Raw genomic sequence first — 22,451 nt, forward strand, 5'->3', positions numbered from 1 at the left:
CAGGGGGGCGGGTTGGGCTGCGGGTAGCATTGCCTGGCATGCGGAATGAGGCGAGCCAGATCCGAGAGGCCATCGACGACTTCGCTGAGCACGCGCGCCTTGTGCTCGGACGCAGCCCCGCCACGGTCCGGGGGTACACCTCCGACCTTTCCTCGCTGCCTGAGCAGGTCACCTACTTCGCAGAGTTCACCCTTCCCGCGCTGCGCGCCTGGCTTGCCGACGCCCACCAGCGCGGCCTCGCGCGCACAACACTCGCGCGGCGCACCGCCGCAGTACGCGCCTTCTCCACGTGGGCGTTCGACCACGGCCACATCGATGCCGATGTCGCCGCGCGTCTCGCCGCGCCGACGGTGGGCCGCCACCTGCCCACCGTCGTTAACGCGGAGCGGGCCAGCGAGCTTGTCGAGGCGGAGATCAACGACGACAACCACCCGGCTGAAGCGCTGCGCGACGCCGCCATGCTCGAGCTGCTCTACGCCACCGGCATCCGCGTCTCTGAGCTCACCAACGCGGACTGCGCCGACGTCGATGCACACCGCCAGACGTTGAAGGCGACCGGTAAGGGAAACAAACAGCGCGTCGTACCGTTCGGTGCCAAGGCAGCAGAAGCACTCAGCGCGTGGATGGCTGGCGGCCGGATCCATCTCGCCCACGCAGACGAGACTGCACTGTTTGTCGGGTCGCGGGGAAGAAGGATTGATCCGCGCCAGGTACGGCGAGTGGTGGAGCGCGCCGCGATCCGAACCGGGGCCGGCGAGATCAGCCCCCACGACCTGCGACACAGCGCAGCAACTCACATGTTGGAAGGTGGCGCGGACCTCCGTGTCGTACAAGAACTGCTGGGGCACTCCAGTTTGCAGACCACGCAGATCTACACCCATGTCTCCGCAGCGCGACTCAAGCGGGTGTACGACCAAGCGCATCCTCGCGCCTAAGTGTGGCGCGCTCGCCGACGCCCGTTCGTGGAGGCCACAAAGATGCCGACTCCGACAATGATGACTGCGAGCGCGGCAATCTGCCTGCCTGAAATCGCTTCGCCGAAGACTGTGACACCCAGCACCAACTGAGTAATTGGTGCGATGTACTGCAGCACTCCCAGCAAGGTGAAGGGCACAATGCGCGCGTAGTGCGACATGACCACCAACGGCAGGAATGTCACAAAGCCAGCCAGAACAAACAAGACCCAGGTCTTCGGTGTGACATGCACATCCGGAGTGATCATGCCGGTGGAGATCACCAGGAAGGCGGCAGGGCTCAGTATCGCTGATTCCACGAAGAGACCAGTGACGGTCTGGACCTTCACCGTCCGCTTGATGGCAGCGTAGATGGCGAAGGAACCGGCGACACCGAACACGATGATCAGCCCCATGCCCGCCTGCCCCCAGCCGAACACGACAGCCCCGAAGGATGCCAGAAGAATTGCAATGAGTTGGGCAGGGGAGAGCCGCTCAGCAAAGACGACGGCCCCCAACAAGACGCTCAGTAGGGGGCAGACGAAATACGCCAGCGCGGTGTAGGCGACGAATCCGTTGCTCACGGCCCAAATGTAGAGCCCCCAGTTCACCGAGATTGCCATCGCAGATGCCACCAGTGCCGGGGACGTTCCCGCGAAAGCGGCCTTGAGCCCGCCTCCGCGTACCCCGCCGCGACGCGTGGCGGAGAGAAAGACCCATGCTCCAGCAATGACCGTGGCCCACAGGATGCGCTGAGCGAGGACGTAGAGTGCGTTGACGTCGTCGAGTAGCGCCCAAAACAGCGGCAGGATGCCCCACACCAGGTAGTTCAGTGCCACCACAACGATTGCCGTGCGCGCCGATTCCTGGGTCATCGCTTCTCCTTTGCGGTGTGGGCCGATTATGTAGGCCAACTAAGTGGGCCAGGTAAGGCTGCATACACCCTACGCCGGGACAGTTAGCGGCCACCGATACCGTCGTCGGGTGGTTTGAGGCGGATCGTGGGGGCGTCGAGAAGCGAAAGCGGATTGATGTAGGTGTCGGGCCCTGTCAGCACTCCCCAGTGCAACCCGTCGTGGTCGGAGGAGTGGCCGAGGTGGCCCACGACATCACCCTCGGCAACGACGTCGCCTACCGCGACCCGGGAATGCACGGGCTGATATGTGGAGCGAAGCCCGTCCGGGTGCGCGATGGAGATAACCGGGGTCCCCGCAACGACGCCGACGAAGGCGACTGTTCCTTCCTCAGCGGCGCGGATGGGATCGCCAGGACGCGCGGCCAGATCGACGCCGCGGTGCCCCGGCAGCCAGTTTTTCTCGGGGATGTCGGCGCGCCGGGTGACGTGGGTCGCGGAGCGGTGGCCCGTCGTTGGGTCGACCCAGGCCCACGCAGGACAGGCTGCGGTGAGGGCGAAGATCAAGGCGAGGACCGCGGAACGTAAGACGGGGAATGAGGCCGGGTGGCGGAGTCTGGGTGGAAGGCGGGTCATGGGGGCAGATGTAGCACCGATGGATGCTGCGCACGCCGCGCGGTGTCCGTCCATGTGGACAGCTCACAGGGCCTGGGGACAACGATGCAGCTCAATTGGTGTTTTCGTCCCGCGGCCACTAGAGTTTGACGGGCAGTCTTTTTGGGCTGACTACGCGCGCCGAAAAATGCCTGCTCAGCAACGGTCCCACAGTACGAGGGCGCAGAGCCGGCACGGTGCCAGGGCACGGGATAAAAACCCGGGCAGTACATGTAAACCGAACTACTTCTCTCCGAAGGAGACATTCCCATGGCAGTTGTAACCATGCGCGAACTCCTCGACGCTGGTGTGCACTTTGGCCACCAGACGCGTCGCTGGAACCCGAAGATGCGTCGCTTCATCTTCACCGACCGCAACGGCATCTACATCATTGACCTGCAGCAGACGCTGACCTACATCGACGAGGCTTACGAGTTCGTCAAGGAGACCGTCGCCCACGGCGGCACCATCCTGTTCGTCGGCACCAAGAAGCAGGCGCAGGAGCCCATCCAGGAAGAGGCGGAGCGCGTCGGCATGCCGTACGTCACGCACCGCTGGCTCGGTGGCATGCTCACCAACTTCCAGACTGTCTCCAAGCGCATCGCGCGCATGAAGGAGCTCCAGGCTATGGACTCTGCCGAGGACGGCTACGCCGGCCGCGGCAAGAAGGAAGTCCTCATGCTGACCCGCGAGCGCATCAAGCTCGAGCGCGTTCTCGGCGGTATCGCCAACATGACCAAGGCTCCCTCCGCACTGTGGATCGTGGACACCAACAAGGAGCACATCGCTGTCGCTGAGGCGAAGAAGCTGCGCATCCCGGTTGTTGCCGTCCTCGACACCAACTGCGACCCGGACGTCGTCGACTTCCCGATCCCGGGCAACGATGACGCCATCCGCTCCGTCAAGCTTCTCACCCACATCGTGGGCGAGGCCGTCATCGCCGGCAAGCAGCAGCGCGAGGAGCGTCAGCTCTCCGCTGCCCGCGACGCCGCAGGTGACACCGACGCGAAGCGCCAGGCTGAGGCCGCACAGGCTGCCGCCGACGCCGCTGCGTCCGATGATGTCGCAGCAGCTGACGCCGCCAAGGCTGCAGCAGCCGCCGAGGCTGCCGCTCCGCAGGAGGTCGCTCCGGTTGAGCAGCCGCACGCCGTGCGCGCGGCTGAGCAGGCGAAGTAAGTCACTGCGTTCCTGACCTTCCCCCGCGGCCTGTTTTCGTCCTCGTTTTAGTCGAAACGCGAACAGGACGCGGGGGTTGTGCGTGATGGGGGACTCGGGGGATTTTTCAGGGTGCCGTCGGGTACTAACTCCGCTACTCTGGAAAACCGATCATGAATGATGACACCGCGATCGGGCGTGCGCCCGGTGCGGGTTAGAAGCGTTTACACACGTTCTTAAATTACGAGGAGGATCGCCCCACTATGGCGAACTACACCGCTGCTGATGTGAAGAAGCTCCGCGAGACCACCGGCTCTGGCATGCTCGACTGCAAGAAGGCTCTGGAAGAGACCGCTGGCGACTTCGAGAAGGCCGTCGAGATCCTGCGCATCAAGGGCGCCAAGGACGTGGGCAAGCGCGCAGAGCGCAACGCCCTTGAGGGTCTTGTCGCTGTATCCGGCAACACCATCGTTGAGATCAACTCCGAGACCGACTTCGTGGCCAAGAACCAGGAGTTCAAGGACATCGCCAACGACATCGCTGTTGCCGCCGCCGCTGCGAAGGCCAACTCCCAGGAGGAGCTCGCCAACGCTGACGTCAACGGTGAGACCGCCCACGATGTCCTCGAGCGCCTGTCCGCCAAGATCGGCGAGAAGCTTGAGCTGCGCCGCGCCGCCACCATCGAGGGCGACAACATCGCCACCTACATGCACCAGCGTTCCGCTGACCTGCCGCCGGCCGTCGGCGTTCTCGTCGCCTACACCGGTGACGATGCACAGGCTGCACACCAGGTTGCCCTGCAGATCGCTGCGATGAAGGCTCGCTACCTCACCCAGGAGAACGTTCCGGCTGAGGTCGTCGAGAAGGAGCGCGCGGTCCAGGAAGAGATCACCCGCAACGAGGGCAAGCCCGAGGCTGCCATCTCCAAGATCGTTGAGGGCCGCATGGGCGGCTTCTTCAAGGACGTCGTCCTGCTCGACCAGCCGTCCCTGGCTGACTCCAAGAAGACCGTCAAGCAGTTCGCTGACGAGGCCGGCATTGAGATCACCGACTTCGTCCGCTTCGAGGTCGGCCAGGCGTAAGCCCGCTTCCCTCACTGTTTCGGTCTAACCGCCGTCCCGCACCGCGCGGGGCGGCGGTTTCCGCATGTTTGTCCCAGTGCGCCGGGGCTGCAGCCCTCGGATCGTGGTGCGTGGTGTGAGATCGCTATGATCGACAAATGGAAAACCGCCCCCGGACAGAAGGAGTCGCCCAGGTGACTGACACAACGCCCCACCGCAGCGGATACAAGCGCGTGATGCTCAAGCTCGGAGGTGAAATGTTCGGCGGCGGCACCGTCGGAATCGACCCCGATGTTGTGGACAGTGTTGCAGTCCAGATCGCCGAGGTGGCACAGGCCGGAACCGAAGTTGCCGTGGTGATCGGCGGCGGAAACTTCTTCCGTGGGGCACAGCTGCAGCAGCGCGGAATGGACCGCGCCCGCTCCGACTACATGGGAATGCTCGGCACGGTGATGAACTGCCTCGCGCTGCAGGATTTCCTGCAGCAGAAGGGCGTTGACTGCCGCGTGCAGACTTCTATCAACATGGCGCAGATCGCGGAGCCGTACCTGCCGCTGCGTGCCGCACGCCACTTGGAAAAGGGGCGCGTGGTCATCTTTGGCGCGGGTATGGGTATGCCGTACTTTTCCACCGACACCACCGCTGCGCAGCGCGCCCTCGAGATCGGCTGCGAGGTGCTCCTCATGGCCAAGGGTGTTGACGGCGTTTACGATGACGACCCGCGCACCAACCCGGATGCGAAGCTTTACAGCGAGGTCACCCCGCGCGAGGTCCTGGAAAAGGAACTAAAGGTCGCTGACGCCACAGCGTTCTCACTGTGTATGGATAACGACATGCCGATCCTCGTGTTCAACCTGCTCAAGGAGGGCAACATCGCCCGCGCTGTCGCGGGGGAGCGGATCGGCACCCTCGTTCAGTCCTAGACCGGACCAAGCGGGCCGGCGAGGCGCAGCTTGCGTCGATAAGCCTTCCTGCGCTGGTAGATTGTCTACCAACGTTTACCTGACCAACGAGATTGAGGATTAGCCATGATTGATGACGTACTTCTTGACGCCGAAGAGCGCATGACCAGCTCCGTTGACCACGCGCGCGACGAGTTGGGAAACATCCGCACTGGCCGCGCCAACCCGGCGATGTTCAACGGTGTGATGGCCGAGTTCTACGGTGCCCCGACCCCGATCAACCAGATGGCCACCATCTCGGTTCCGGAGCCGCGCATGCTCCTGGTCAAGCCCTTCGACATGTCGACGCTGAAGGAGATCGAGAACGCGATCCGCAACTCCGATCTCGGCGTGAACCCGACTGATGACGGCCAGGTTATCCGCGTGACCATCCCGCAGCTGACCGAGGAACGCCGCCGCGACATGGTCAAGCAGGCTAAGCAGAAGGGTGAGGAAGGCAAGATCGCCATCCGCAACGTCCGCCGCCAGGGCATGGAGGCGTTGAAGAAGATCCAGAAGGACGGCGACGCCGGCGAGGACGAGGTCGTCACCGCCGAGAAGAGCCTGGACAAGACCACGCAGCAGTACGTGGCCCAGATCGATGAGATCGTCGCCCGCAAGGAAGCGGAGTTGATGGAGGTCTAGTTCCTCCCGCTTCTGTCTCTGTGCACTGATCTCCCACGCAACCAGCGCGACCTGGCGCTAGAAAGCCCGATCTTGTGACTACATCCGGTACCCCAGGCCGCCCGAGCGGTTCCACCCGAGTGTTACGCGCCCCGCGCCCGAAGAACGCGGCCGGGCGCGATCTCCGCCTCGCCACCGCGACGGGTGCGGGGTTGGGCGCCGCTGTGTTGCTGGCGGCGTGGATCGGCCCGTGGGCGTGGTACCCGCTCGTTGCCACGGCCGTCGGTCTGGCCATGTGGGAGGTGCTCACTCGTCTGCGCGAGGCAGGCTACAAGCAGCCTCGCACCTTTCTGATCGTCCTCGGCCAGGCGATGCTGTGGATCTCCGCCGTCTTTGGCACAACGGGCTTGGTGTCCGGGTTCGCGTTCAGCGTGCTGTTTCTCATGTACTACCGCCTGTTCGACAACGGGCGCGACCGCAAGCCGGTCAACTACCTGCGCGACATCGCGGTCGGGGTGTTCGTCCTCGCGTGGATCCCGCTGTTCGGTTCGTTCGCCGCGCTCATTTCGCTTGTCGACGAAAGCGGTCGCCCCGGCGGCTTCTACATCCTCACCTTCATGCTCTGCGTGGTCGCCTCCGACGTCGGTGGCTACTGTGCCGGCGTGATGTTCGGCTCCCACCCGATGGCGCCGGCCGTGAGCCCGAGCAAGAGTTGGGAGGGTTTCGCCGGCTCTATCGTCTTCGGCGTGGTGACCGGCATCGTTGTTGTGACGTGGCTTTTGGCAGGGCCGTGGTGGCTCGGTGTTCTCCTCGGGGTCGCTCTCGTTATCTGCGCGACGATGGGTGATCTGGTGGAAAGCCAGTTCAAGCGCGAGCTCGGCATCAAGGACATGTCGACGATGCTCCCGGGCCACGGCGGCATCATGGACCGCCTCGACGGCATGCTTCCCGCCGCGGCGGCGACGTGGCTGGTCCTCGAACTCGTTGCGGCCCTGTAACTGAGCACCTCGCGCGGCGAACGTGTCGGGTGGCGCGCGCCGCCGAATGGCAGAGTTGGAGAAGAGTTGGAGATTCGTCAACAGCGCCCTGCCATGCAAAGATGGGGGCTGTTATGAGTGATTTCCCGAAGATCCAGCTTCTGGCCCCGAAGCACGGCATGCCGCCGAAGCACTTCGCCGACCTGTCCACCCAGGAGCGCGTCGACGCGCTCAGCGAGTTCGGCCTACCCAAGTTCCGCGCCAATCAAATCGCGCGCCATTACTACGGCAAGTTCGAAGCCGACCCATTGACGATGACGGATCTGCCGGAGGCGCAGCGCCAACTAGTCAAGGATGCGCTGTTCCCGCAGCTGCTCACCCCCGTGCGCAAGGTGGAGACAGACCAGGGCGACACAACCAAGACTCTCTGGCGCCTTCACGACGGGATCCTGCTGGAGTCCGTGCTCATGCGCTACCCGGGGCGCGCAACATTGTGCATCTCCTCCCAGGCGGGCTGCGGCATGGCGTGTCCGTTCTGCGCGACCGGCCAGGGCGGGCTGGACCGCAACCTGTCCACGGCGGAGATCGTCGACCAGGTGCGCGAGGCGGCCGCCGCGATGCAGCGCGAGGGCTCTCGCCTGACCAACGTGGTGTTCATGGGCATGGGGGAGCCGCTGGCGAACTACAACCGCGTCGTCTCCGCGGTGCGCCAGATCACCAGCCCCAGCCCGGATGGCTTCGGCATCTCCCAGCGCAACGTCACGGTCTCGACGGTGGGGCTTGCCCCGCAGATCCGCAAGCTTGCCGACGAAGGCTTCTCCTGCACACTGGCAGTCTCGTTGCACACCCCGGACGATGAGCTGCGCGACGAGCTGGTGCCGATGAACAACCGGTTCTCGGTCGCAGACGTTCTCGACGCTGCCCGCTACTACGCAGATGTGACGGGCCGGCGAGTGTCCATCGAGTACGCGCTGATCCGCGACATCAACGACCACGACTTCCGCGCGGACATGTTGGGCCGCAAGCTTCACGACGCCCTCGGTTCTCTCGTCCACGTCAACCTCATCCCGCTCAACCCGACGCCGGGTTCGAAGTGGGACGCCTCGCCGCGCGCCCGGCAGGACGAGTTTGTCCGCCGCGTCATCGCGCAGGGCGTGCCGTGTACCGTGCGCGACACAAAGGGCCAAGAGATTGCTGCGGCGTGCGGCCAGCTCGCGGCGGACGAGAAGTCCGAATAGCCCCTTTCACATCCATCGTTGATTCAAAATCAAAACGGTCCCGCTCCACCGTCGTGGTGGAGCGGGACCGTACTCGATTTGAACGTCGAACAGAGTGTGCGGAACTAGCGCACGATGTCGTGGGAGGTACCCAGGCTGTGGGTTGAGACGTCCTGAGTGGTGACTTCACGGGCCGCAACGCCCTGGGTTCCGCGCAGGTGGCTGACGCGGGACGGGTCGATGTTGAGCGCGCGCAGGGAGCGGTCGTCGAGGTCAGCGTAGGCGCCGGAGAGCGTGCGCTGGTCATAGGTCCAGTCGGGCTCCTGGTGGCCAAGCGGCTTGTTGTGCGACGTGACCGTGCGGACCTGGCTGAGCTTCGGGCGCACGGCGAGCAGGATCAGGCCGAGCGCGATGAGGATGGCAATAGTAGCGAGCCAGATGGTCTCGACGTGGCCACGGTGGTTGCCGAAGTTGTACGCGACCAGGAATGCGACGGAAATCCAGCCGGCGAGCTGAATCGTGCCCGGGCGCAGCTCGCTCCAGCCGAACTTTGCGGAGGGAACGTCTGCTTCGGAAACACCGCTGTACACCTGGTGTACTCGATCGTGCGCGTGGTGGGCCACAGCTTTCTCCTTGCTAATCCTCGCGTGTCCGCCCGCGGGGCAGACACATCTAATACCTGTGGGCCATCTTCCCATATTGAGAGCCCTCGTGGTGAGTCGTTACCCCCTAAAAGTTTCATACTTTTCATTGACTGGGGTGCGTCGCAAAGCCCGTGCCACAATGGTCGGGTGAAAAAGATTGTCATTCTGGGGTCGACCGGGTCTATTGGAACCCAGGCGATCGAGGTCATCGAGTCCAACCGCGACGCCTTTGAGGTCGTGGGAATCGCGGCAGGCGGACGCGATCCGGGGCATGTGATTGCCCAGGCGCGCGCGTTCGGCTTGGGCCCGGAGGCCGTCTCGGTCTCGGACCCTGAGGCCGCCCGCGTTGTTGCAGACGCGCTCGGTGGCACGGTGCTCAACGATCCCGCGGAGCTCGTTCGCGCACAACCTGCGGACACGGTCCTCAACGCGCTTGTCGGGTCGTTGGGTCTCGCCTCCACGCTTGCGGTGCTAGAAACGGGCGCGACGCTCGCGCTGGCAAACAAGGAATCTCTGGTTGCCGGCGGAAAGCTCGTGGTGGACAAGGCCGCTGAGGGCCAGCTCGTTCCGGTCGATTCGGAGCACTCGGCGATGGCACAGTGCCTGCGCTCCGGCGAACGCGGCGAGGTTGCGCGCTTTGTCCTGACCGCCTCCGGCGGGCCGTTCCGCGGGCGCACTCGCGCCGAGATGATGGAGGTGACCCCGGAGCAGGCGGCGGCGCACCCGACCTGGTCGATGGGGCAGATGAACACGCTTAACTCGGCCACGCTGGTCAACAAGGGCCTGGAGTTGATCGAGGCGACGCTGCTTTTCGACGTCGACGCTGCGCTTATCGACGTCTCCGTACACCCGCAGTCCATCATCCACTCCATGGTGACCTTCGTCGACGGCGCAACGATCGCCCAGGCCTCCCCGCCGTCGATGAAAATGCCCATCGCCCACGCCTTGGCGTGGCCAAACCGCGTTGCCGATGCCCAGCCCGCCCTCGACTTCTCGAATGCGATGGAGTGGACCTTCGAACCCGTGGACAACGCCGCCTTCCCAGCCGTCGACCTCGCCCGCCACGCGGCGCAGCAGGGCGCGACTGTGCCCGCGGTCTACAACGCGGCCAACGAGGAAGCGGCCGCCGCCTTTTTGGCGGGCAGGATCGCGTTCCCTCACATCGTCGATGTTGTCGCCGAGATCGTCGGCGAGGCTGCGTCATTCGCCTCCGCCCCGGAGAGCTTCGAGGCCGTTGTCGCCGTGGAGACCGAAGCGCGCGCCCGGGCGAACGAGCACATCAACCGGCTCGCGCGCGGCTAGGGGAGTGACCGCGTGCTTTCATTAACCGGAATTGTCCTGTTCGCCGTGGGCATCGCACTGTCGGTGGCGTTGCACGAAGCAGGACACATGATCACAGCCCGCGCCTTCGGCATGCGCGTGCGCCGCTACTTCATCGGGTTCGGCCCGCCCGTCTGGTCCACAACAAAGGGGCACACGACCTACGGCGTGGCTGCGCTGCCGTTCGGCGGGTTCTGCGACATCGCGGGCATGACCGCCCAGGACCCCCTCACACGTGAGGAAGAGCCGTTGGCGATGTACAAGAAGCCGTGGTGGCAGCGGGTGGCCGTGATGAGCGGCGGCATCGCCATGAACCTGTTGCTGGGCCTTGTCATTACCTACCTCGTCGCGGTGTTCGCGAGTATCCCGAACCCGTACGCGGACCGCACACCCGCGGTGGGGTCGGTGTCATGCACCGCTGATCAGGTCGGCCCCGGCGAACTCGCTGATTGTGCCGGCGTGGGGCCGGCGGGTGAAGCCGGGATCGAAGCAGGCGACAAGCTACTCGAGGTCGACGGCATACCGTTGGCCACGTTCGTCGAATTGCGCGACTACGTGGCAGCCCGCCCGGGGCAGACGGTGGTGTTGCGCGTTGAGCGCGAAGGCGCGGAGCAGGACATCCCCGTCGTGGTCGACTCGGTGTCGCGCATCGACCCGAGTTCAGGTCAGGCGTTCGAGTCTGGAGCAATCGGTGTCACCAGCCGCCCCGTGGAGAATCCGACGGCGTCCTTCGGGCCTTTCGAGGCTGTTCCCGCCTCGCTGGCGCTGACGGGGCAGATGCTGCGCGCCACGGTCGATGGGCTCATCGCCTTCCCCAGCAAGATCCCCGGGGTTGTCGCCTCCATCTTCGGCGCGCAGCGCGACGTCTCGGGGCCGGTGAGTGTCATCGGCGCCTCGCGCGCGGGCGGAGAGCTCGTCGAGCGCAGCCTGTGGGAAGTGTTCTGGATGCTGCTCGCCTCGCTGAACTTCTTCCTCGCCCTGTTTAATCTCGTGCCGCTTCCGCCTCTCGACGGCGGGCACATCGCCGTCATCTTCTTCGAGAAGCTCCGCGACGCGGCGCGCCGCCTTCGTGGTCTGCCGCCCGGCGAGCCTGTCGACTACACCCGCCTCATGCCGTTGACGTACGCGATGGCATCGGCCCTGCTCGTGGTTGGTGTTGTGGTGATGGTGGCTGACGTGGTCAACCCAGTCAGAATATTCGGGTGACGGTGCTAGAGTTGGGGGCTATGAATCAGCCTGTTTCCCTCGGCATTCCTGATGGTCCGCCTCCGACCCTTGCACCGCGTCGCACTACCCGACAGCTCATGGTCGGCGGAGTGGGGGTGGGCTCTGAGCACCCGATTTCCGTGCAGTCGATGACGACGACAAAGACGCACGATATCAATTCAACGCTGCAGCAGATCGCGCAGCTTGCCACCGCAGGCTGCGACATCGTCCGTGTTGCTTGCCCGAAGACGGTCGATGCTGAGGCGCTACCGGCGATCGCGGCGAAGTCGCCAATCCCGGTCATTGCCGATATCCACTTCCAGCCCAAGTACATCTTCGCGGCTATCGACGCCGGTTGCGCCGCCGTCCGCGTCAACCCGGGCAACATCAAGGAGTTCGACGGACGCGTCAAAGAGGTGGCCAAGGCCGCCGGCGAGGCGGGTATTCCGATCCGTATCGGCGTCAATGGCGGATCCCTGGATAAGCGTTTGCTTGAGAAGTACGGCAAGGCAACGCCTGAGGCTCTCGTCGAGTCCGCCGTCTACGAGGCCGGACTGTTCGAGGAGTACGGCTACGGCGACATCGCAATCTCGGTGAAGCACTCCGACCCTGTTCTGATGGTCGAGGCTTACCGCCAGCTCGCCGAGGTCACCGATTACCCGCTCCACCTCGGTGTGACCGAGGCTGGTCCGAAGTTCATGGGCACCATCAAGTCTTCTGTGGCGTTTGGTTCCCTGCTGTCGCAGGGCATTGGCGACACGATCCGTGTTTCCTTGTCCGCCGACCCGGTGGAGGAGATCAAGGTCGGCGACCAGATCTTGCAGGCGCTCAACTTGCGTCCGCGCAAGCTGGAAATCGTCTCCTGTCCGTCCTGTGGGCGCGCGCAGGTCGACGTGTACAAGCTTGCCGAGGAGGTCACCGCCGGCCTCGAGGGCATGGAGTTCCCGCTGCGCGTGGCGGTCATGGGCTGCGTCGTCAACGGCCCGGGTGAGGCGCGCGACGCGGATCTCGGCGTGGCGTCCGGCAACGGCAAGGGCCAGATTTTTGTCAAGGGCGAGGTCGTCGAGACCGTCCCTGAGGCCAAGATCGTCGAGACTCTCATCGCGCACGCGCTGCGTATCGCCGAGGAAGAGGGCCTTGAGGAGGTCGCTGGCGCCAAGGCGGAGGTCAAGGTTACCCGCTAGATTTCTCGAGCTTATGGAGTGGCTGCACCCTGCGGGGTGTGGCCACTGGTATTTTCAGCGCATGACCAGGCCCCGCTATCGCGCTGCCGTGCGCCCGCTGACCGCAGTGGGAACCACGTGCGCGCTCACCGCCTTACTCATCACCGGGTGCACGCCGAAGCCGCGGGATGCGGAGCCCGCCGCGGCCGACTTCCTCGCTGCTGTCCAGTCGCGCGAGTTCGATTCGCTCGCATCGCTTGTTGACGACCCCTCAGCCGCAACCTCCGCCATCGAAGCAAATTGGGAGGGCCTGCAGGCCGAGGGCCTCGAGGTCGCCCTCGGTGAGGTGGACCAACAGGACAACATCGCGACGGCGCACTACACCCTGCGCTGGGACCTGCCGGGGGAGCGTGAGTACGCGTACGAGTCCGCGATGACCATGACCCAGTCCGGAGAGGCGTGGACGGTGCGGTGGCAACCGTCGGTGATGAACCCCCGGTTGGGTGCCCACCAGCACATGGAGCTGCGCGCGAAACCCGCGGATAAGGCCAGCGTTGTCTCCGCTGACGGCGCGGAGCTGATCAAGCCGGGTGTTGTCTACCGCGTTCTGGTGGACACCGACGCGATGCGCTCCGCAGGCGAGACTGCCCGCCGCATCTCAACCGGCTTGGATGTGGCAGGAGCCGACGACCCCGCGGTGCCGCGCCGCGACGTCGCAGACCTTGCGGGGCAGTTGGAGAGGGCGTCGGGAAGCTACTCCGTCGCTGTGATTCCTGTGGCTGCCAAGACCGCCTTCGAACAGGCTCTTGGCGGCGATCCTGCGGTGCGTCTCAACGAGGAGGCGGCCATGGTCAACGCCGATCCGACCTTCGCACCAGATATCATGGCGCGCGTGGGCGAGCTGGTGCGCGCAGACCTCGAGGGTGCCAACGGGTGGAGCGTGAACGTGGTGACCTCGAATGGGGCCGCACTCGAGGAACTCACGGGCGAGGAACCCCGGCCGGCCCCGTCCATTCGCATCAGCCTCGACCACGCAGTCCAGCGTGCCGCGGAACAGGCGCTAGAGCCGGTGGCAGGGCAGCAGGCGATGATCGTTGCCATCCGGCCGTCGACAGGCGGCGTGCTCGCTGTCGCGCAGACCCCCGCGGCGGACCGCGACGGCAACATCGCCACGATGGGTCAGTACCCGCCCGGCTCGACGTTCAAGATCATCACCAGCGCCGCCGGAATTGAACGGCGCGGCCTCGACGCCGGCTCGATCGTCCCGTGCCCGCGAACCATGAACACCTTCGGCCGTGTCGTCACCAACTACCAAGGCTTCGCGCTCGGCAGCGTGCCTCTCGAAACCGCGTTTGCGCGTTCCTGCAACACCACATTCGCCGACATTTCTACCCAGCTCAATCCGGGAGAACTGCGGGAGGTGGGCAAGCAGTTTGGCCTCGGAGTCGACGTCGTCATCCCAGGCCTGGATACCGTGACCGGTTCAATTCCGGTGGGCGAGGAGCCGCTCGATCGCACTGAGGCCGGCTACGGCCAGGGCCACGACCTGGCGAGCCCGTTCGGCATGGCGCTCGTGTCTGCGACGGCCGCGCACGGCTCCCTGCCGGTGCCCTACATCGTCGAAGGACAGACCGCCCAGCTGTCGGAGTCCCCCACGCCGCCAAATGCTGCGACGATCGCCCAGTTGCAACAGCTCATGAAATCAGTCACCAGCCCGGGTGGTACCGCGGCGGGCATGAGCGCGGGAGGTGACATCCGAGGCAAGACCGGAGAGGCGGAAATTAACGGGGGCTCCCACGCCTGGTTCACCGGTTACCGCGCCGACGACGACATCGCCTTTGCCACGCTCGTCGTCCTCGGCGGCGGTTCCGAGGCTGCCGTGGCTATCACGGACCGGATGCTGGTCAACCTCGATGAGGCCCGCGGGGCAGGAGGGTAGCGGCACCGCGGCGGGTGGGGGCTAGCATGTACTCCATGAGTCAACGTGGATTACTTACTCCCGGCCGCCCCACCCCCATCCGCACGGTGCCGGAGGGCATCGACCGGCCCGAATACGCGTGGAAGGACGACGTCCAAGAAAATGTCGGCGAGCCGTTCGTGCAGTCCGCCGAGACAATCGAGCTCATGCGCGAGGCCTCCCGCATCGCTGCAAACGCCCTTGCCGTAGCTGGCGCCGCAGTGCAGCCCGGTGTCACAACGGACGAGATTGACCGCGTCGCCCACGAGTACATGCTCGACCACGGTGCGTACCCGTCCACGCTGGGTTACCGCGGCTACCCCAAGTCGTGCTGCGTCTCGTTGAACGAGATCGTCTGCCACGGTATCCCGGACACGACTGTGATTGAGGAGGGTGACATCGTCAATATCGACGTCACCGCCTACAAGAACGGAGTGCATGGGGATACTAACGCGACGTTTTTTGCCGGTGAGGTCGAACAGCGTCATCGCGAGCTGGTGGAACGCACCTACCAGGCAACAATGCGCGGCATCAAGGCTGCAAAGCCAGGGCGTGAGATTAACGTTATCGGCCGTGTCATCGAGTCCTACGCAAAGCGGTTTGGGTATAACGTGGTCACCGACTTCACAGGACACGGCATCGGGACGACCTTCCACAACGGATTGGTTGTCCTTCACTACGACTCCGACACCTACCGCGACGTCCTCGAACCTGGCATGACGCTGACCATCGAGCCGATGATTAACCTCGGCGAGCTGCCGTACACAGTGTGGGACGACGGGTGGACCGTCCAGAACCTTGATGGGGAATACACGGCCCAGTTTGAGCACACCATTTTGATCACGGAAACCGGCAACGAGATTCTCACTATCCCGGATGAGCCGTTCTCCGAGGGGATGCTCATGCGCGGGGTCTAGCAACTCGGCGCCGTACTGCTCGGCCATACCTGTGCCTAGATCAATCGGGTACGGTCCAGGCTGTGGCGGCGCGCAAAAATGCCCTTCCGCGTTACGCGGAAGGGCATTTTAAGCTATTCGCCTAAGCGAAACAGCTTAGAACTGGATCATGCCGTTGAAGGAAGCCCAGTTGAAGCCAGCGATGATCAGGCCGATGAGGGAGCCGATGCCAGCGATGGCGGTCAGGTCGAGCCAAACGCGTGCCCACTGCGGGAGGGCAGCAGCGTCGGTCTCTTCGCCGAAAGCGTCGGTGGCGTCGAACTTCACGTCGTTGTCGTTGAAGAACTGGGAAGAGCCCTGGCCGGAGGAGAGGCCGTTGAAGCCGTCTTCCATCCACTCAGCGGTTTCCTTGTCGGTGTCCTTCTGCTTGCCGGCGAAGAGCACAGAGGAGCTGTCGTTCTTTGCAGCGTCCTGAGCAGCGTCCTCAGCAGAAGCGGTGGCGATGCCGCCGAAAGCGACGGTGAGTGCGGTTGCGGAGGCAACGGCAGCGGTGCGGAAGTTACGCATGGAAAATCCTTCTTTCAGAAGAGTGTCGGGAGGGTGCGGAATTCCGCGATTTAGAGGCCGTGGACGACGAAGTTGTAGGCCGGGCCAACGATGAGGCCGATGAAGGCGGAGACACCGGCGAAGATGGAGCCGACGTAGAGCAGCTGAGCCCACAGCGGCTGAGCCATCCAGCCCTCGCCCTCCTCAGAGGAACCGAAGAGTGCCTGGCCGTCGGCGGGGTTCGTCACGACCTGGCCGTCCTTGACCTCCCAAGCGCCGAGGAGCTTGCCCATCTGGGAAGAAAGGGCGACGTCGGTGTTGGGGCTGGAGCTCTCGTCCTTCGTCTCGGCGGGAGCCTGAGCATTGGTGGTGGCCGGAGCGGTGGCGCTGGAGTTCATGTCCAGCCCTTCGGCGCTTTCAGCAGCAGCAGCGATGGAAGCGGTGCCGAAGGTGACGGCGACGGCGGTGGCGCCAGCAAGGGCAGCCTTACGGAAATTACGCATGAAAGGAAATCCTTCTCTATGGGTGCTTACGAGACCTCCGGGCTGGCGACGGAGCTCATCACAGGAGTGAATTCGCTATCCGCCCTTCAGACAAAATTGACGAAGGCCCAGTGTCATTAAAATAGGATAACGTAATGCTGTGCGGAATGCATAGTTATTTGGGATGGGCTGAGGTTCCTGTGAATCAAGTATCTTGAGTCATTCGCATTAACACACCGAGGCGTTACACCGACGGACTGTCCTGCGGAAACGTTGTGGCCCGTGAGAGGAATGGGCTTTCGATAGCTACCTCCTTACGGGGGTAACGATGTGTTGCTTGTGGTGGGGTGCCCCGAGGATTCTCTACTGAGGCCCTCTGAACTCCAGGTCCAGTCCGAGGATCGCGTTCTCCGTCACCTCGGGAAGTGCCGGGTGGATCCAATACTGGCTACGGGGGACATCCCGCAGATCGAGATCGAAAGCCATGACGGTGATCATCTGCTGGATCAATGTAGACGCTTCGGGGCCCATGTAGTGCGCTCCCAGGAGCTTGCCAGTTGTACGGTCGGCCACGAGCTTGCAGATGCCGGTGGTGTCTTCCAAAGCCCAGCCGTAGGCGACGTCTCCGTAGTTTTGCACCTTCACGGTGACATCGAAACCGGCGTCACGAGCCTGGTCCTCCGTGAGGCCCACCGTGGCGATTTGCGGGTGTGTAAACACAGCGAAGGGGACGTGCTCGTGCGGCATGGGTACGAGGTCGTCGGGGTGCAGCAGATTGTGGCGCACCGCGCGGGTCTCGGCGTTGGCTACGTGCTTGAGCTGGTACGGGGAGGAGACGTCGCCAAGCGCCCAGACGCCGTCCGCGGTGGTACGGCCGAACTCATCGACGAGGATCCTGCCGTCCTCGCGGAGATCAATGCCGGCCTCCTGTGCGTTGAGGCGATCGCCGTTGGGGCGCCGGCCGGTGGCGACGAGGAGTGCTTCGGAGGTGACCGTCGTGCCGTCGTCAAGCGTGAGCGTGACGGAGTTTCCGTCGGATTCCGCCGTGTCCACGGTGCGGCCGAGGTGGGTCTCGTACGTGTCAGCCGCGATATCGCCGAACCTGTCTGTGATTGTGGCGTCGAGTGTGCGCAGCAGCGGCGTGCGGTTGACCACGCGCACGGTCGTGCCGAGCGAGTTGAAGATGTGGGCGAACTCCATCGCGATGAACCCGCCACCGACAATGGTGAGCGATTCCGGCTGGCGCTCGAGGCGCATGATGTCGTCGCTGGTGTGGTGCGGCACATCCTGCGCCCACTCCGGGATGACAGCGCGCGCTCCGGCGGCGACAACGATGGTGTCTGCCGTGATGATCGCCTCTTCGCCGCCTTGGCCGGTCTTGATGGTCTTCTCACCGACAAACGTCGCGTGCTGGTCGTACACCGTCACGTTGGGGGAACCGTTGCCGCGGCGGTACTCCTCGCCGCCGGCTGCGATGAGGTCGATGCGGTTGTGGAAGATGCGCTTGACCATCGCGGGCCAATCCGCGGCCTTGTACTCGATGTCGAGCCCCAGGCGTTCGGCGTTGAGGGCGTCGAACGCGAGATCAGCTGCCTTGACAAACATCTTCGTCGGGATGCAGCCAACGTTCATGCAGGTGCCGCCGAACTTGTTTTCCTCGATGATGGCGACCGACATGTCGTCGAACTCGGGGGTCAGGATGGAATTGCCGGACCCGGCGCCGATGATGATCAGGTCGTAGTGAGCGTTCATGGGGGTATCGAGCTCCTCGGTGGGGGATGGATAGGAGGGGTATCTACTTCGTGCGGTCGGAAAGGCTCTCCAGCCATGCCAACGTGGTGGTCAAGGCTGCCTCTCTGGCATGAGGCTGGGACAGGAAGACGTCGTGAAGCGCGCCGTTAATAGGTGTGACCTGTGACTCGCGCGAGAGTGTCGGCGCCCACTTGCGCATGTGGCTGACGTCGAGAACGGTGTCCGCGGTGTCCGCAGCGGCGGAGTATGACTTGGCCAGGTAGGAATGCGACGAACACAGGGTTAGGACGGGCACTGCCGCGTCGACAATGCCCGAGTGGATGACCTTCTGAGCTGTGAAGATGGCGCGCAGCCAGCCGATGTCAATGTTATGGCCCTCGATGGGCTTGAAGGTGGTGTCGAAGTTCCAGCTGCCGCTCTCGCTTGCGGCAATCGATTTGCCGTAGGTCCCTGTCCCGCCCTTTTTCACCGTGAGCGAGGGCGCGATCCTGCCCAGGACCGCTGCGAGTGGGCGCATGACCTTCACCATGGCTGGTGAAAACTGCATGTCGAGCCAGGGGCTGTTGAGAATGAGCCCCTCAATGCGGGCGTGGAGCTGCGGATCCTCGCGGCGGAGGTGGTCGACCCACAACGCCGCGATGAGGCCTCCTGTTGAATGCGCGAGCGGGACTACGGACCCGTGTGTGGCGGCGATGAGCTCGAGGGCGTAGGTGAGCTCCGGGAAATACTCGCTGAGATCAGTGGACATGTGCCAGCGCTGACCTTCACGCCATGAGCGTCCGCAACCGTGGAGGTCGATGGCGTAGAAGGGAAAACCCTGAGACACGAAGTATTCGGCGACGTGGTCCTGGAAGAAGTAGTCGGACATGCCGTGGATCCACAGCAGGGCCGACCGCGTGGAAGGGGAGTCGGGCAGGGTGCGGATCAGGGTCGCGGGTGCGTCTGCACCGCCCGGGATATGGAAGGCGGCGCTGTGAAAGCTCTCGCCCAACAGGTCGTCGCTCCAGGGGAGCTCGTCGAGGCTACGTGCAGTGGTACGTGCGGTGGGGGGACTGGTATCGGACACAGTTCCCGATGGTAAGTCATCCAACTCCGGTCGTGGGAGGCGCACGCTGAGGTGGGCGTGGCGGAGCCAGGGGAGCGAAAAGGAGTAGCCGAGAACTGGCCCGCGACCAACCGTAGACGCGTAAGGTTGTACACCAAGTCGATCTCCGGCGCAGCGGATCCACGGCGTGGGACGGTGTGAGGTTGGTCGGCCAAATACATAAATGTGAGCAAGAAATCGCGTTAACTAGCTAGCGAAAGAGTTGAACGGATGTCTGAAGAACACGGCAATAACGTAAGCGGCGAGGTGGATGTCCTGCTCATTGGCGCAGGCATCATGAGCGCCACCCTGAGCGCGATGCTCCGCGAGCTCGAACCGGACTGGTCACAGACCATTTTCGAGCGTCTCGACGGACCGGCTCAGGAGTCCAGCTTCCCGCTGAACAATGCCGGCACCGGCCACTCCGCGCTGTGCGAGCTGAACTACACACCAGAGAAGAATGGCCGCATCGACGTGTCGAAGGCCATGACGATTAATGAGAAGTTCCAGCTGTCCCGCCAGTTCTGGTCCCACCAGACTGAGAAGGGTTCATTGCCGGATCCGAGCGCCTTTATTAATCCGGTGCCTCACGTGTCTTTTGCCCAGGGCGAGGACCAGATCGACTACCTGCGCCGCCGTTACGAGAACCTTTCCGCTAACCACATGTTCCCGGAAATGAAGTTCACGCAGGATCAGGCGGAGTTTAGCGAGAAACTCCCGCTCATGGCCCAGGGCCGGGACTTCGGCAAAGAGCCGGTGGCCATCTCCTGGATCGATGAGGGCACCGACATTGATTACGGCGCCCTCACCCGCCAGTTCCTCGACTCCTCGGTCGCCGAAGGCACGCAGGTCCGTTATGGCCACGAGGTTGTCGGCCTCAAGCGCGACGGCGCGCTGTGGAAGGTCACTGTCCGCAACGTCCACACCGGCGACAAGCAGGTTGTCCGCGCACGCTTCGTGTTCGTCGGTGCCGGCGGTTACGCCCTCGACATCCTGCGCATGGCGGGTGTTCCCGAGGTACGCGGTTACGCCGGGTTCCCGATCTCGGGCATGTGGCTGCGCACCACCAACCAGGAGCTCGTCGCTCAGCACAAGGCGAAGGTCTACGGCAAGGCGAAGGTGGGCGCGCCCCCGATGTCCGTGCCGCACCTCGACCTGCGCGTAATCGACGGCGAAGAGTCGCTTTTGTTCGGCCCGTACGGCGGTTGGAGCCCGAAGTTTTTGAAGAAGGGTTCCTACCTCGACCTGTTCAAGTCGATCCGCCCGGACAACATCCCGTCCTACCTGGGTGTCGCCGCGACGAACTTCGGTCTGGTCAAGTACCTCGTTTCCGAGGTGTTCAAGGACTTCGACGGCCGCCTCGAGGCGCTGCGCGAGTACTTCCCGGCCGCCGAGGGCAAGGACTGGGACACCGTCGTCGCCGGCCAGCGCGTTCAGGTGATCAAGCCCGCCCCGGCTCCGAGCTTCGGTTCTCTGGAATTCGGAACGGCCCTTGTCAACGACCAGGCCGGAACCATCGCGGGAATCCTCGGCGCTTCCCCGGGCGCGTCGATTACTCCGTCCGCCATGCTGGAGCTGCTCGAGCGCTGTTTCGGTGAGCGGATGATCGAGTGGGGCGACAAGCTCCACGAGATGTTCCCCACCTACGGTGTTTCGCTCAAGCACGACGCGGCTGCCTTCCAGAAGCAGTGGGAGTGGACCCAGAAGGTGCTCAAGCTCGACGCTTAAACTGCACGCTTATCGACGCCCCTTCGCCCGCGTACCTACGTACCTACGTACCGCAGTACGTCACGAAGGGGCGTTCGTCGCCTTCGGGTGCAGCGAACCTGGCCGGTCCTGCCGCCGGGTTGAACGGGTCGGTCACCGCCGCGAGCAATTCCCGATACGGCGCGTAGTCGCCGTCGCGCTCGGCGGAGGTGATGGCGCTGGCGAGCAAACGGTTGCGGGGGATGAAGATGGGCCCGCCGTGGTGCTCGGCGTTGAAGGTCGTGATGTCCTCGGCCTGCGCTAGGCGCTGCGGGTCCGGCACCTCTCGTGCCCACTGTTCGTTCCACATGTCCTGGGCGCTGTTGAGGATGTCCTGCGCAGTCTCGGCGGTGATAAGCGGGATCAGTGCCTCTGCCAGCCGGGCCAGGTTCCACGCGATGATGGAGGGCTGGTTGCCGAAGGCGTAGCGCCCGGAGGCGTCGATGGAGGAGAATTTCGCGCGCGGGTCGAATTTCTCGGTGAAGGCGCACGGCCCGTAGTCGATGGTTTCGCCGGAAAGAGCGGTGTTGTCCGTGTTCATGACGCCGTGGACGAAGCCGAGGCGCATCCACGAGGCCACCAGGGAGATCTGGCGCTGGAGGACGGTGTGCAGCAGCTCGGTCGCGCTGTCGGCGCCGGCGGCGGTAACAACGCGCTGGACCAGGTCCGGCGACTGCGTCGCGGCATACTGCACGGATCCGACGCGCAGGTGGGAGGATGCCGCGCGCACGACGATGCCTCCCGGGACAGCGCCCTCGCGGCGCACCACCGTCGCGCCGGTGGTCAGCACCGCCAGCGAGCGGGTGGTGGGCACACCCACCGCGTGCATGAATTCGCTGATCAGGTACTCGCGCAGCATGGGGCCGACGGCCCCGAAGCCGTCCGAGCCCGGCCGGGAGAACGGGGTCGGTCCGGAGCCCTTGAGCTGAATCTCGGTGCCGTTGATGTCTCCGAGGAGGAGGGCGCGGCCGTCGCCAAGCAGTGGCACGAATTGCCCGAACTGGTGGCCGGCGTAGGCCGTGGCGTGGCCGCCTGCGGATCCCGCGAGCCACGCGGTGCCCTCGGCGCTGCGCAGCCACTCGGGGTCGAGGCCGAGTTCGCTCGCGAGGGCGTCGTTAAGCACGACCACCTGGGGGTCGGGAAACTCGGCCGCGGTGGCCGGCACCGTCATCTCCGGCAGTGCTTCGGCGAACGTATGGTCCAGGGTTGGTGCGCGCATA

21 protein-coding genes are annotated in these 22,451 nt (G+C 64.3%); 13 read left to right on the forward strand and 8 right to left on the reverse strand.

The annotated features are described in order from the left end of the window. The first annotated feature begins 38 nt into the window (after positions 1-38). A complete protein-coding gene (locus tag VVR41_RS00260; protein ID WP_368523119.1) occupies positions 39-935 on the forward strand; it encodes a tyrosine recombinase XerC in 897 nt (298 codons plus the stop codon). Here VVR41_RS00260 and VVR41_RS00265 read toward each other — a convergent pair. Together VVR41_RS00265 and VVR41_RS00270 are read right to left on the reverse strand one after the other, a co-directional pair. After that, the gene (locus VVR41_RS00265) at positions 932-1,828 is read right to left on the reverse strand and encodes an EamA family transporter (protein ID WP_368523120.1); all 897 of its coding nucleotides are present in this window, start codon (positions 1,826-1,828) and stop codon (positions 932-934) included. The two genes, VVR41_RS00260 and VVR41_RS00265, sit on opposite strands and share 4 nt — an antisense overlap. Positions 1,829-1,911: 83 nt before the next feature. After that, entirely contained in the window at positions 1,912-2,442 is a 531-nt protein-coding gene (locus VVR41_RS00270; RefSeq protein WP_368523121.1) for a M23 family metallopeptidase, read from the reverse strand. A gap of 288 nt (positions 2,443-2,730) precedes the next feature. Between VVR41_RS00270 and rpsB the strand changes: the two genes are divergently transcribed. The 6 genes from rpsB to rlmN all read left to right on the forward strand — a co-directional run bounded on the left by rpsB (position 2,731) and on the right by rlmN (position 8,456). After that, on the forward strand, positions 2,731-3,636 hold the full coding sequence (gene rpsB, locus VVR41_RS00275) for a 30S ribosomal protein S2 (RefSeq protein ID WP_368523122.1): 906 nt from the start codon (positions 2,731-2,733) through the stop codon (positions 3,634-3,636). 242 nt (positions 3,637-3,878) lie between these two features. Further along, positions 3,879-4,697: a translation elongation factor Ts gene (tsf, locus tag VVR41_RS00280; protein WP_368523123.1), complete on the forward strand. Its 819-nt coding sequence runs from the start codon at positions 3,879-3,881 to the stop codon at positions 4,695-4,697. A 137-nt stretch (positions 4,698-4,834) separates the two neighbouring features. Next, on the forward strand, positions 4,835-5,599 hold the full coding sequence (gene pyrH / locus VVR41_RS00285; RefSeq protein ID WP_409338248.1) for a UMP kinase: 765 nt from the start codon (positions 4,835-4,837) through the stop codon (positions 5,597-5,599). Between the two features lie 105 nt (positions 5,600-5,704). Next, positions 5,705-6,262 carry a ribosome recycling factor gene (gene frr / locus VVR41_RS00290; RefSeq protein WP_321103891.1) on the forward strand — a complete coding sequence of 186 codons (558 nt, stop codon included), beginning with the start codon at positions 5,705-5,707 and terminating at the stop codon, positions 6,260-6,262. A gap of 74 nt (positions 6,263-6,336) precedes the next feature. Then, positions 6,337-7,239 carry a phosphatidate cytidylyltransferase gene (locus VVR41_RS00295; protein WP_321103890.1) on the forward strand — a complete coding sequence of 301 codons (903 nt, stop codon included), beginning with the start codon at positions 6,337-6,339 and terminating at the stop codon, positions 7,237-7,239. 113 nt (positions 7,240-7,352) lie between these two features. Beyond that, entirely contained in the window at positions 7,353-8,456 is a 1,104-nt protein-coding gene (gene rlmN, locus VVR41_RS00300) for a 23S rRNA (adenine(2503)-C(2))-methyltransferase RlmN (RefSeq protein ID WP_368523124.1), read from the forward strand. Positions 8,457-8,560: 104 nt separating this feature from the next. Here rlmN and VVR41_RS00305 read toward each other — a convergent pair whose 3' ends face one another. Then, entirely contained in the window at positions 8,561-9,058 is a 498-nt protein-coding gene (locus tag VVR41_RS00305) for a DUF2631 domain-containing protein (protein ID WP_368523125.1), read from the reverse strand. A gap of 168 nt (positions 9,059-9,226) precedes the next feature. Between VVR41_RS00305 and dxr the strand changes: the two genes are divergently transcribed. The 5 genes from dxr to map all read left to right on the forward strand — a co-directional run bounded on the left by dxr (position 9,227) and on the right by map (position 15,642). Continuing rightward, positions 9,227-10,381, forward strand: a complete 1,155-nt coding sequence (dxr, locus tag VVR41_RS00310; protein WP_368523126.1) for a 1-deoxy-D-xylulose-5-phosphate reductoisomerase — start codon at positions 9,227-9,229, stop codon at positions 10,379-10,381. Positions 10,382-10,393: 12 nt separating this feature from the next. After that, positions 10,394-11,605 carry an RIP metalloprotease gene (locus VVR41_RS00315; protein WP_368523127.1) on the forward strand — a complete coding sequence of 404 codons (1,212 nt, stop codon included), beginning with the start codon at positions 10,394-10,396 and terminating at the stop codon, positions 11,603-11,605. A 20-nt stretch (positions 11,606-11,625) separates the two neighbouring features. Next, on the forward strand, positions 11,626-12,789 hold the full coding sequence (gene ispG / locus VVR41_RS00320; RefSeq protein WP_368523128.1) for a flavodoxin-dependent (E)-4-hydroxy-3-methylbut-2-enyl-diphosphate synthase: 1,164 nt from the start codon (positions 11,626-11,628) through the stop codon (positions 12,787-12,789). A gap of 61 nt (positions 12,790-12,850) precedes the next feature. Beyond that, entirely contained in the window at positions 12,851-14,707 is a 1,857-nt protein-coding gene (locus VVR41_RS00325; RefSeq protein ID WP_368523129.1) for a penicillin-binding transpeptidase domain-containing protein, read from the forward strand. Between the two features lie 35 nt (positions 14,708-14,742). After that, the gene (map, locus tag VVR41_RS00330) at positions 14,743-15,642 is read left to right on the forward strand and encodes a type I methionyl aminopeptidase (protein WP_368523130.1); all 900 of its coding nucleotides are present in this window, start codon (positions 14,743-14,745) and stop codon (positions 15,640-15,642) included. Between the two features lie 135 nt (positions 15,643-15,777). Here the strand turns inward: map and VVR41_RS00335 are convergent, their stop codons facing one another. The 4 genes from VVR41_RS00335 to VVR41_RS00350 all read right to left on the reverse strand — a co-directional run bounded on the left by VVR41_RS00335 (position 15,778) and on the right by VVR41_RS00350 (position 19,467). Then, positions 15,778-16,188, reverse strand: coding sequence for a hypothetical protein (locus VVR41_RS00335; protein ID WP_368523131.1), 411 nt, complete (start codon positions 16,186-16,188; stop codon positions 15,778-15,780). Between the two features lie 50 nt (positions 16,189-16,238). Further along, positions 16,239-16,670 carry a hypothetical protein gene (locus VVR41_RS00340; RefSeq protein WP_368523132.1) on the reverse strand — a complete coding sequence of 144 codons (432 nt, stop codon included), beginning with the start codon at positions 16,668-16,670 and terminating at the stop codon, positions 16,239-16,241. A 342-nt stretch (positions 16,671-17,012) separates the two neighbouring features. Continuing rightward, the gene (gene mtr / locus VVR41_RS00345) at positions 17,013-18,401 is read right to left on the reverse strand and encodes a mycothione reductase (protein ID WP_368523133.1); all 1,389 of its coding nucleotides are present in this window, start codon (positions 18,399-18,401) and stop codon (positions 17,013-17,015) included. 43 nt (positions 18,402-18,444) lie between these two features. Next, a complete protein-coding gene (locus VVR41_RS00350) occupies positions 18,445-19,467 on the reverse strand; it encodes an alpha/beta hydrolase (protein ID WP_368523134.1) in 1,023 nt (340 codons plus the stop codon). A 249-nt stretch (positions 19,468-19,716) separates the two neighbouring features. On the opposite strand from VVR41_RS00350, the gene mqo reads away from it, so the two are divergent. Continuing rightward, positions 19,717-21,213, forward strand: a complete 1,497-nt coding sequence (gene mqo / locus VVR41_RS00355) for a malate dehydrogenase (quinone) (RefSeq protein ID WP_368523135.1) — start codon at positions 19,717-19,719, stop codon at positions 21,211-21,213. Between the two features lie 43 nt (positions 21,214-21,256). Here mqo and VVR41_RS00360 read toward each other — a convergent pair whose 3' ends face one another. Continuing rightward, positions 21,257-22,450: a protein adenylyltransferase SelO family protein gene (locus VVR41_RS00360; protein WP_368523136.1), complete on the reverse strand. Its 1,194-nt coding sequence runs from the start codon at positions 22,448-22,450 to the stop codon at positions 21,257-21,259. Position 22,451 lies beyond the last annotated feature (1 nt).

The organism is Corynebacterium sp. LK2510 (assembly GCF_040946405.1).
Classification (GTDB): Bacteria; Actinomycetota; Actinomycetes; order Mycobacteriales; family Mycobacteriaceae; genus Corynebacterium.

Bases quoted from the DNA above. Each gene is read 5' to 3' on its own strand.
- rlmN (WP_368523124.1), top strand. From the start codon at position 7,353: ATGAGTGATTTCCCGAAGATCCAGCTTCTGGCCCCGAAGCACGGCATG.
- pyrH (WP_409338248.1), top strand. From the start codon at position 4,835: ATGGAAAACCGCCCCCGGACAGAAGGAGTCGCCCAGGTGACTGACACA.
- map (WP_368523130.1), top strand. From the start codon at position 14,743: ATGAGTCAACGTGGATTACTTACTCCCGGCCGCCCCACCCCCATCCGC.
- VVR41_RS00360 (WP_368523136.1), bottom strand. From the start codon at position 22,450: ATGCGCGCACCAACCCTGGACCATACGTTCGCCGAAGCACTGCCGGAG.
- VVR41_RS00325 (WP_368523129.1), top strand. From the start codon at position 12,851: ATGACCAGGCCCCGCTATCGCGCTGCCGTGCGCCCGCTGACCGCAGTG.
- VVR41_RS00270 (WP_368523121.1), bottom strand. From the start codon at position 2,442: ATGACCCGCCTTCCACCCAGACTCCGCCACCCGGCCTCATTCCCCGTC.
- mqo (WP_368523135.1), top strand. From the start codon at position 19,717: ATGTCTGAAGAACACGGCAATAACGTAAGCGGCGAGGTGGATGTCCTG.
- VVR41_RS00335 (WP_368523131.1), bottom strand. From the start codon at position 16,188: ATGCGTAACTTCCGCACCGCTGCCGTTGCCTCCGCAACCGCACTCACC.
- rpsB (WP_368523122.1), top strand. From the start codon at position 2,731: ATGGCAGTTGTAACCATGCGCGAACTCCTCGACGCTGGTGTGCACTTT.
- ispG (WP_368523128.1), top strand. From the start codon at position 11,626: ATGAATCAGCCTGTTTCCCTCGGCATTCCTGATGGTCCGCCTCCGACC.
- mtr (WP_368523133.1), bottom strand. From the start codon at position 18,401: ATGAACGCTCACTACGACCTGATCATCATCGGCGCCGGGTCCGGCAAT.
- VVR41_RS00260 (WP_368523119.1), top strand. From the start codon at position 39: ATGCGGAATGAGGCGAGCCAGATCCGAGAGGCCATCGACGACTTCGCT.
- VVR41_RS00340 (WP_368523132.1), bottom strand. From the start codon at position 16,670: ATGCGTAATTTCCGTAAGGCTGCCCTTGCTGGCGCCACCGCCGTCGCC.
- frr (WP_321103891.1), top strand. From the start codon at position 5,705: ATGATTGATGACGTACTTCTTGACGCCGAAGAGCGCATGACCAGCTCC.
- VVR41_RS00265 (WP_368523120.1), bottom strand. From the start codon at position 1,828: ATGACCCAGGAATCGGCGCGCACGGCAATCGTTGTGGTGGCACTGAAC.
- tsf (WP_368523123.1), top strand. From the start codon at position 3,879: ATGGCGAACTACACCGCTGCTGATGTGAAGAAGCTCCGCGAGACCACC.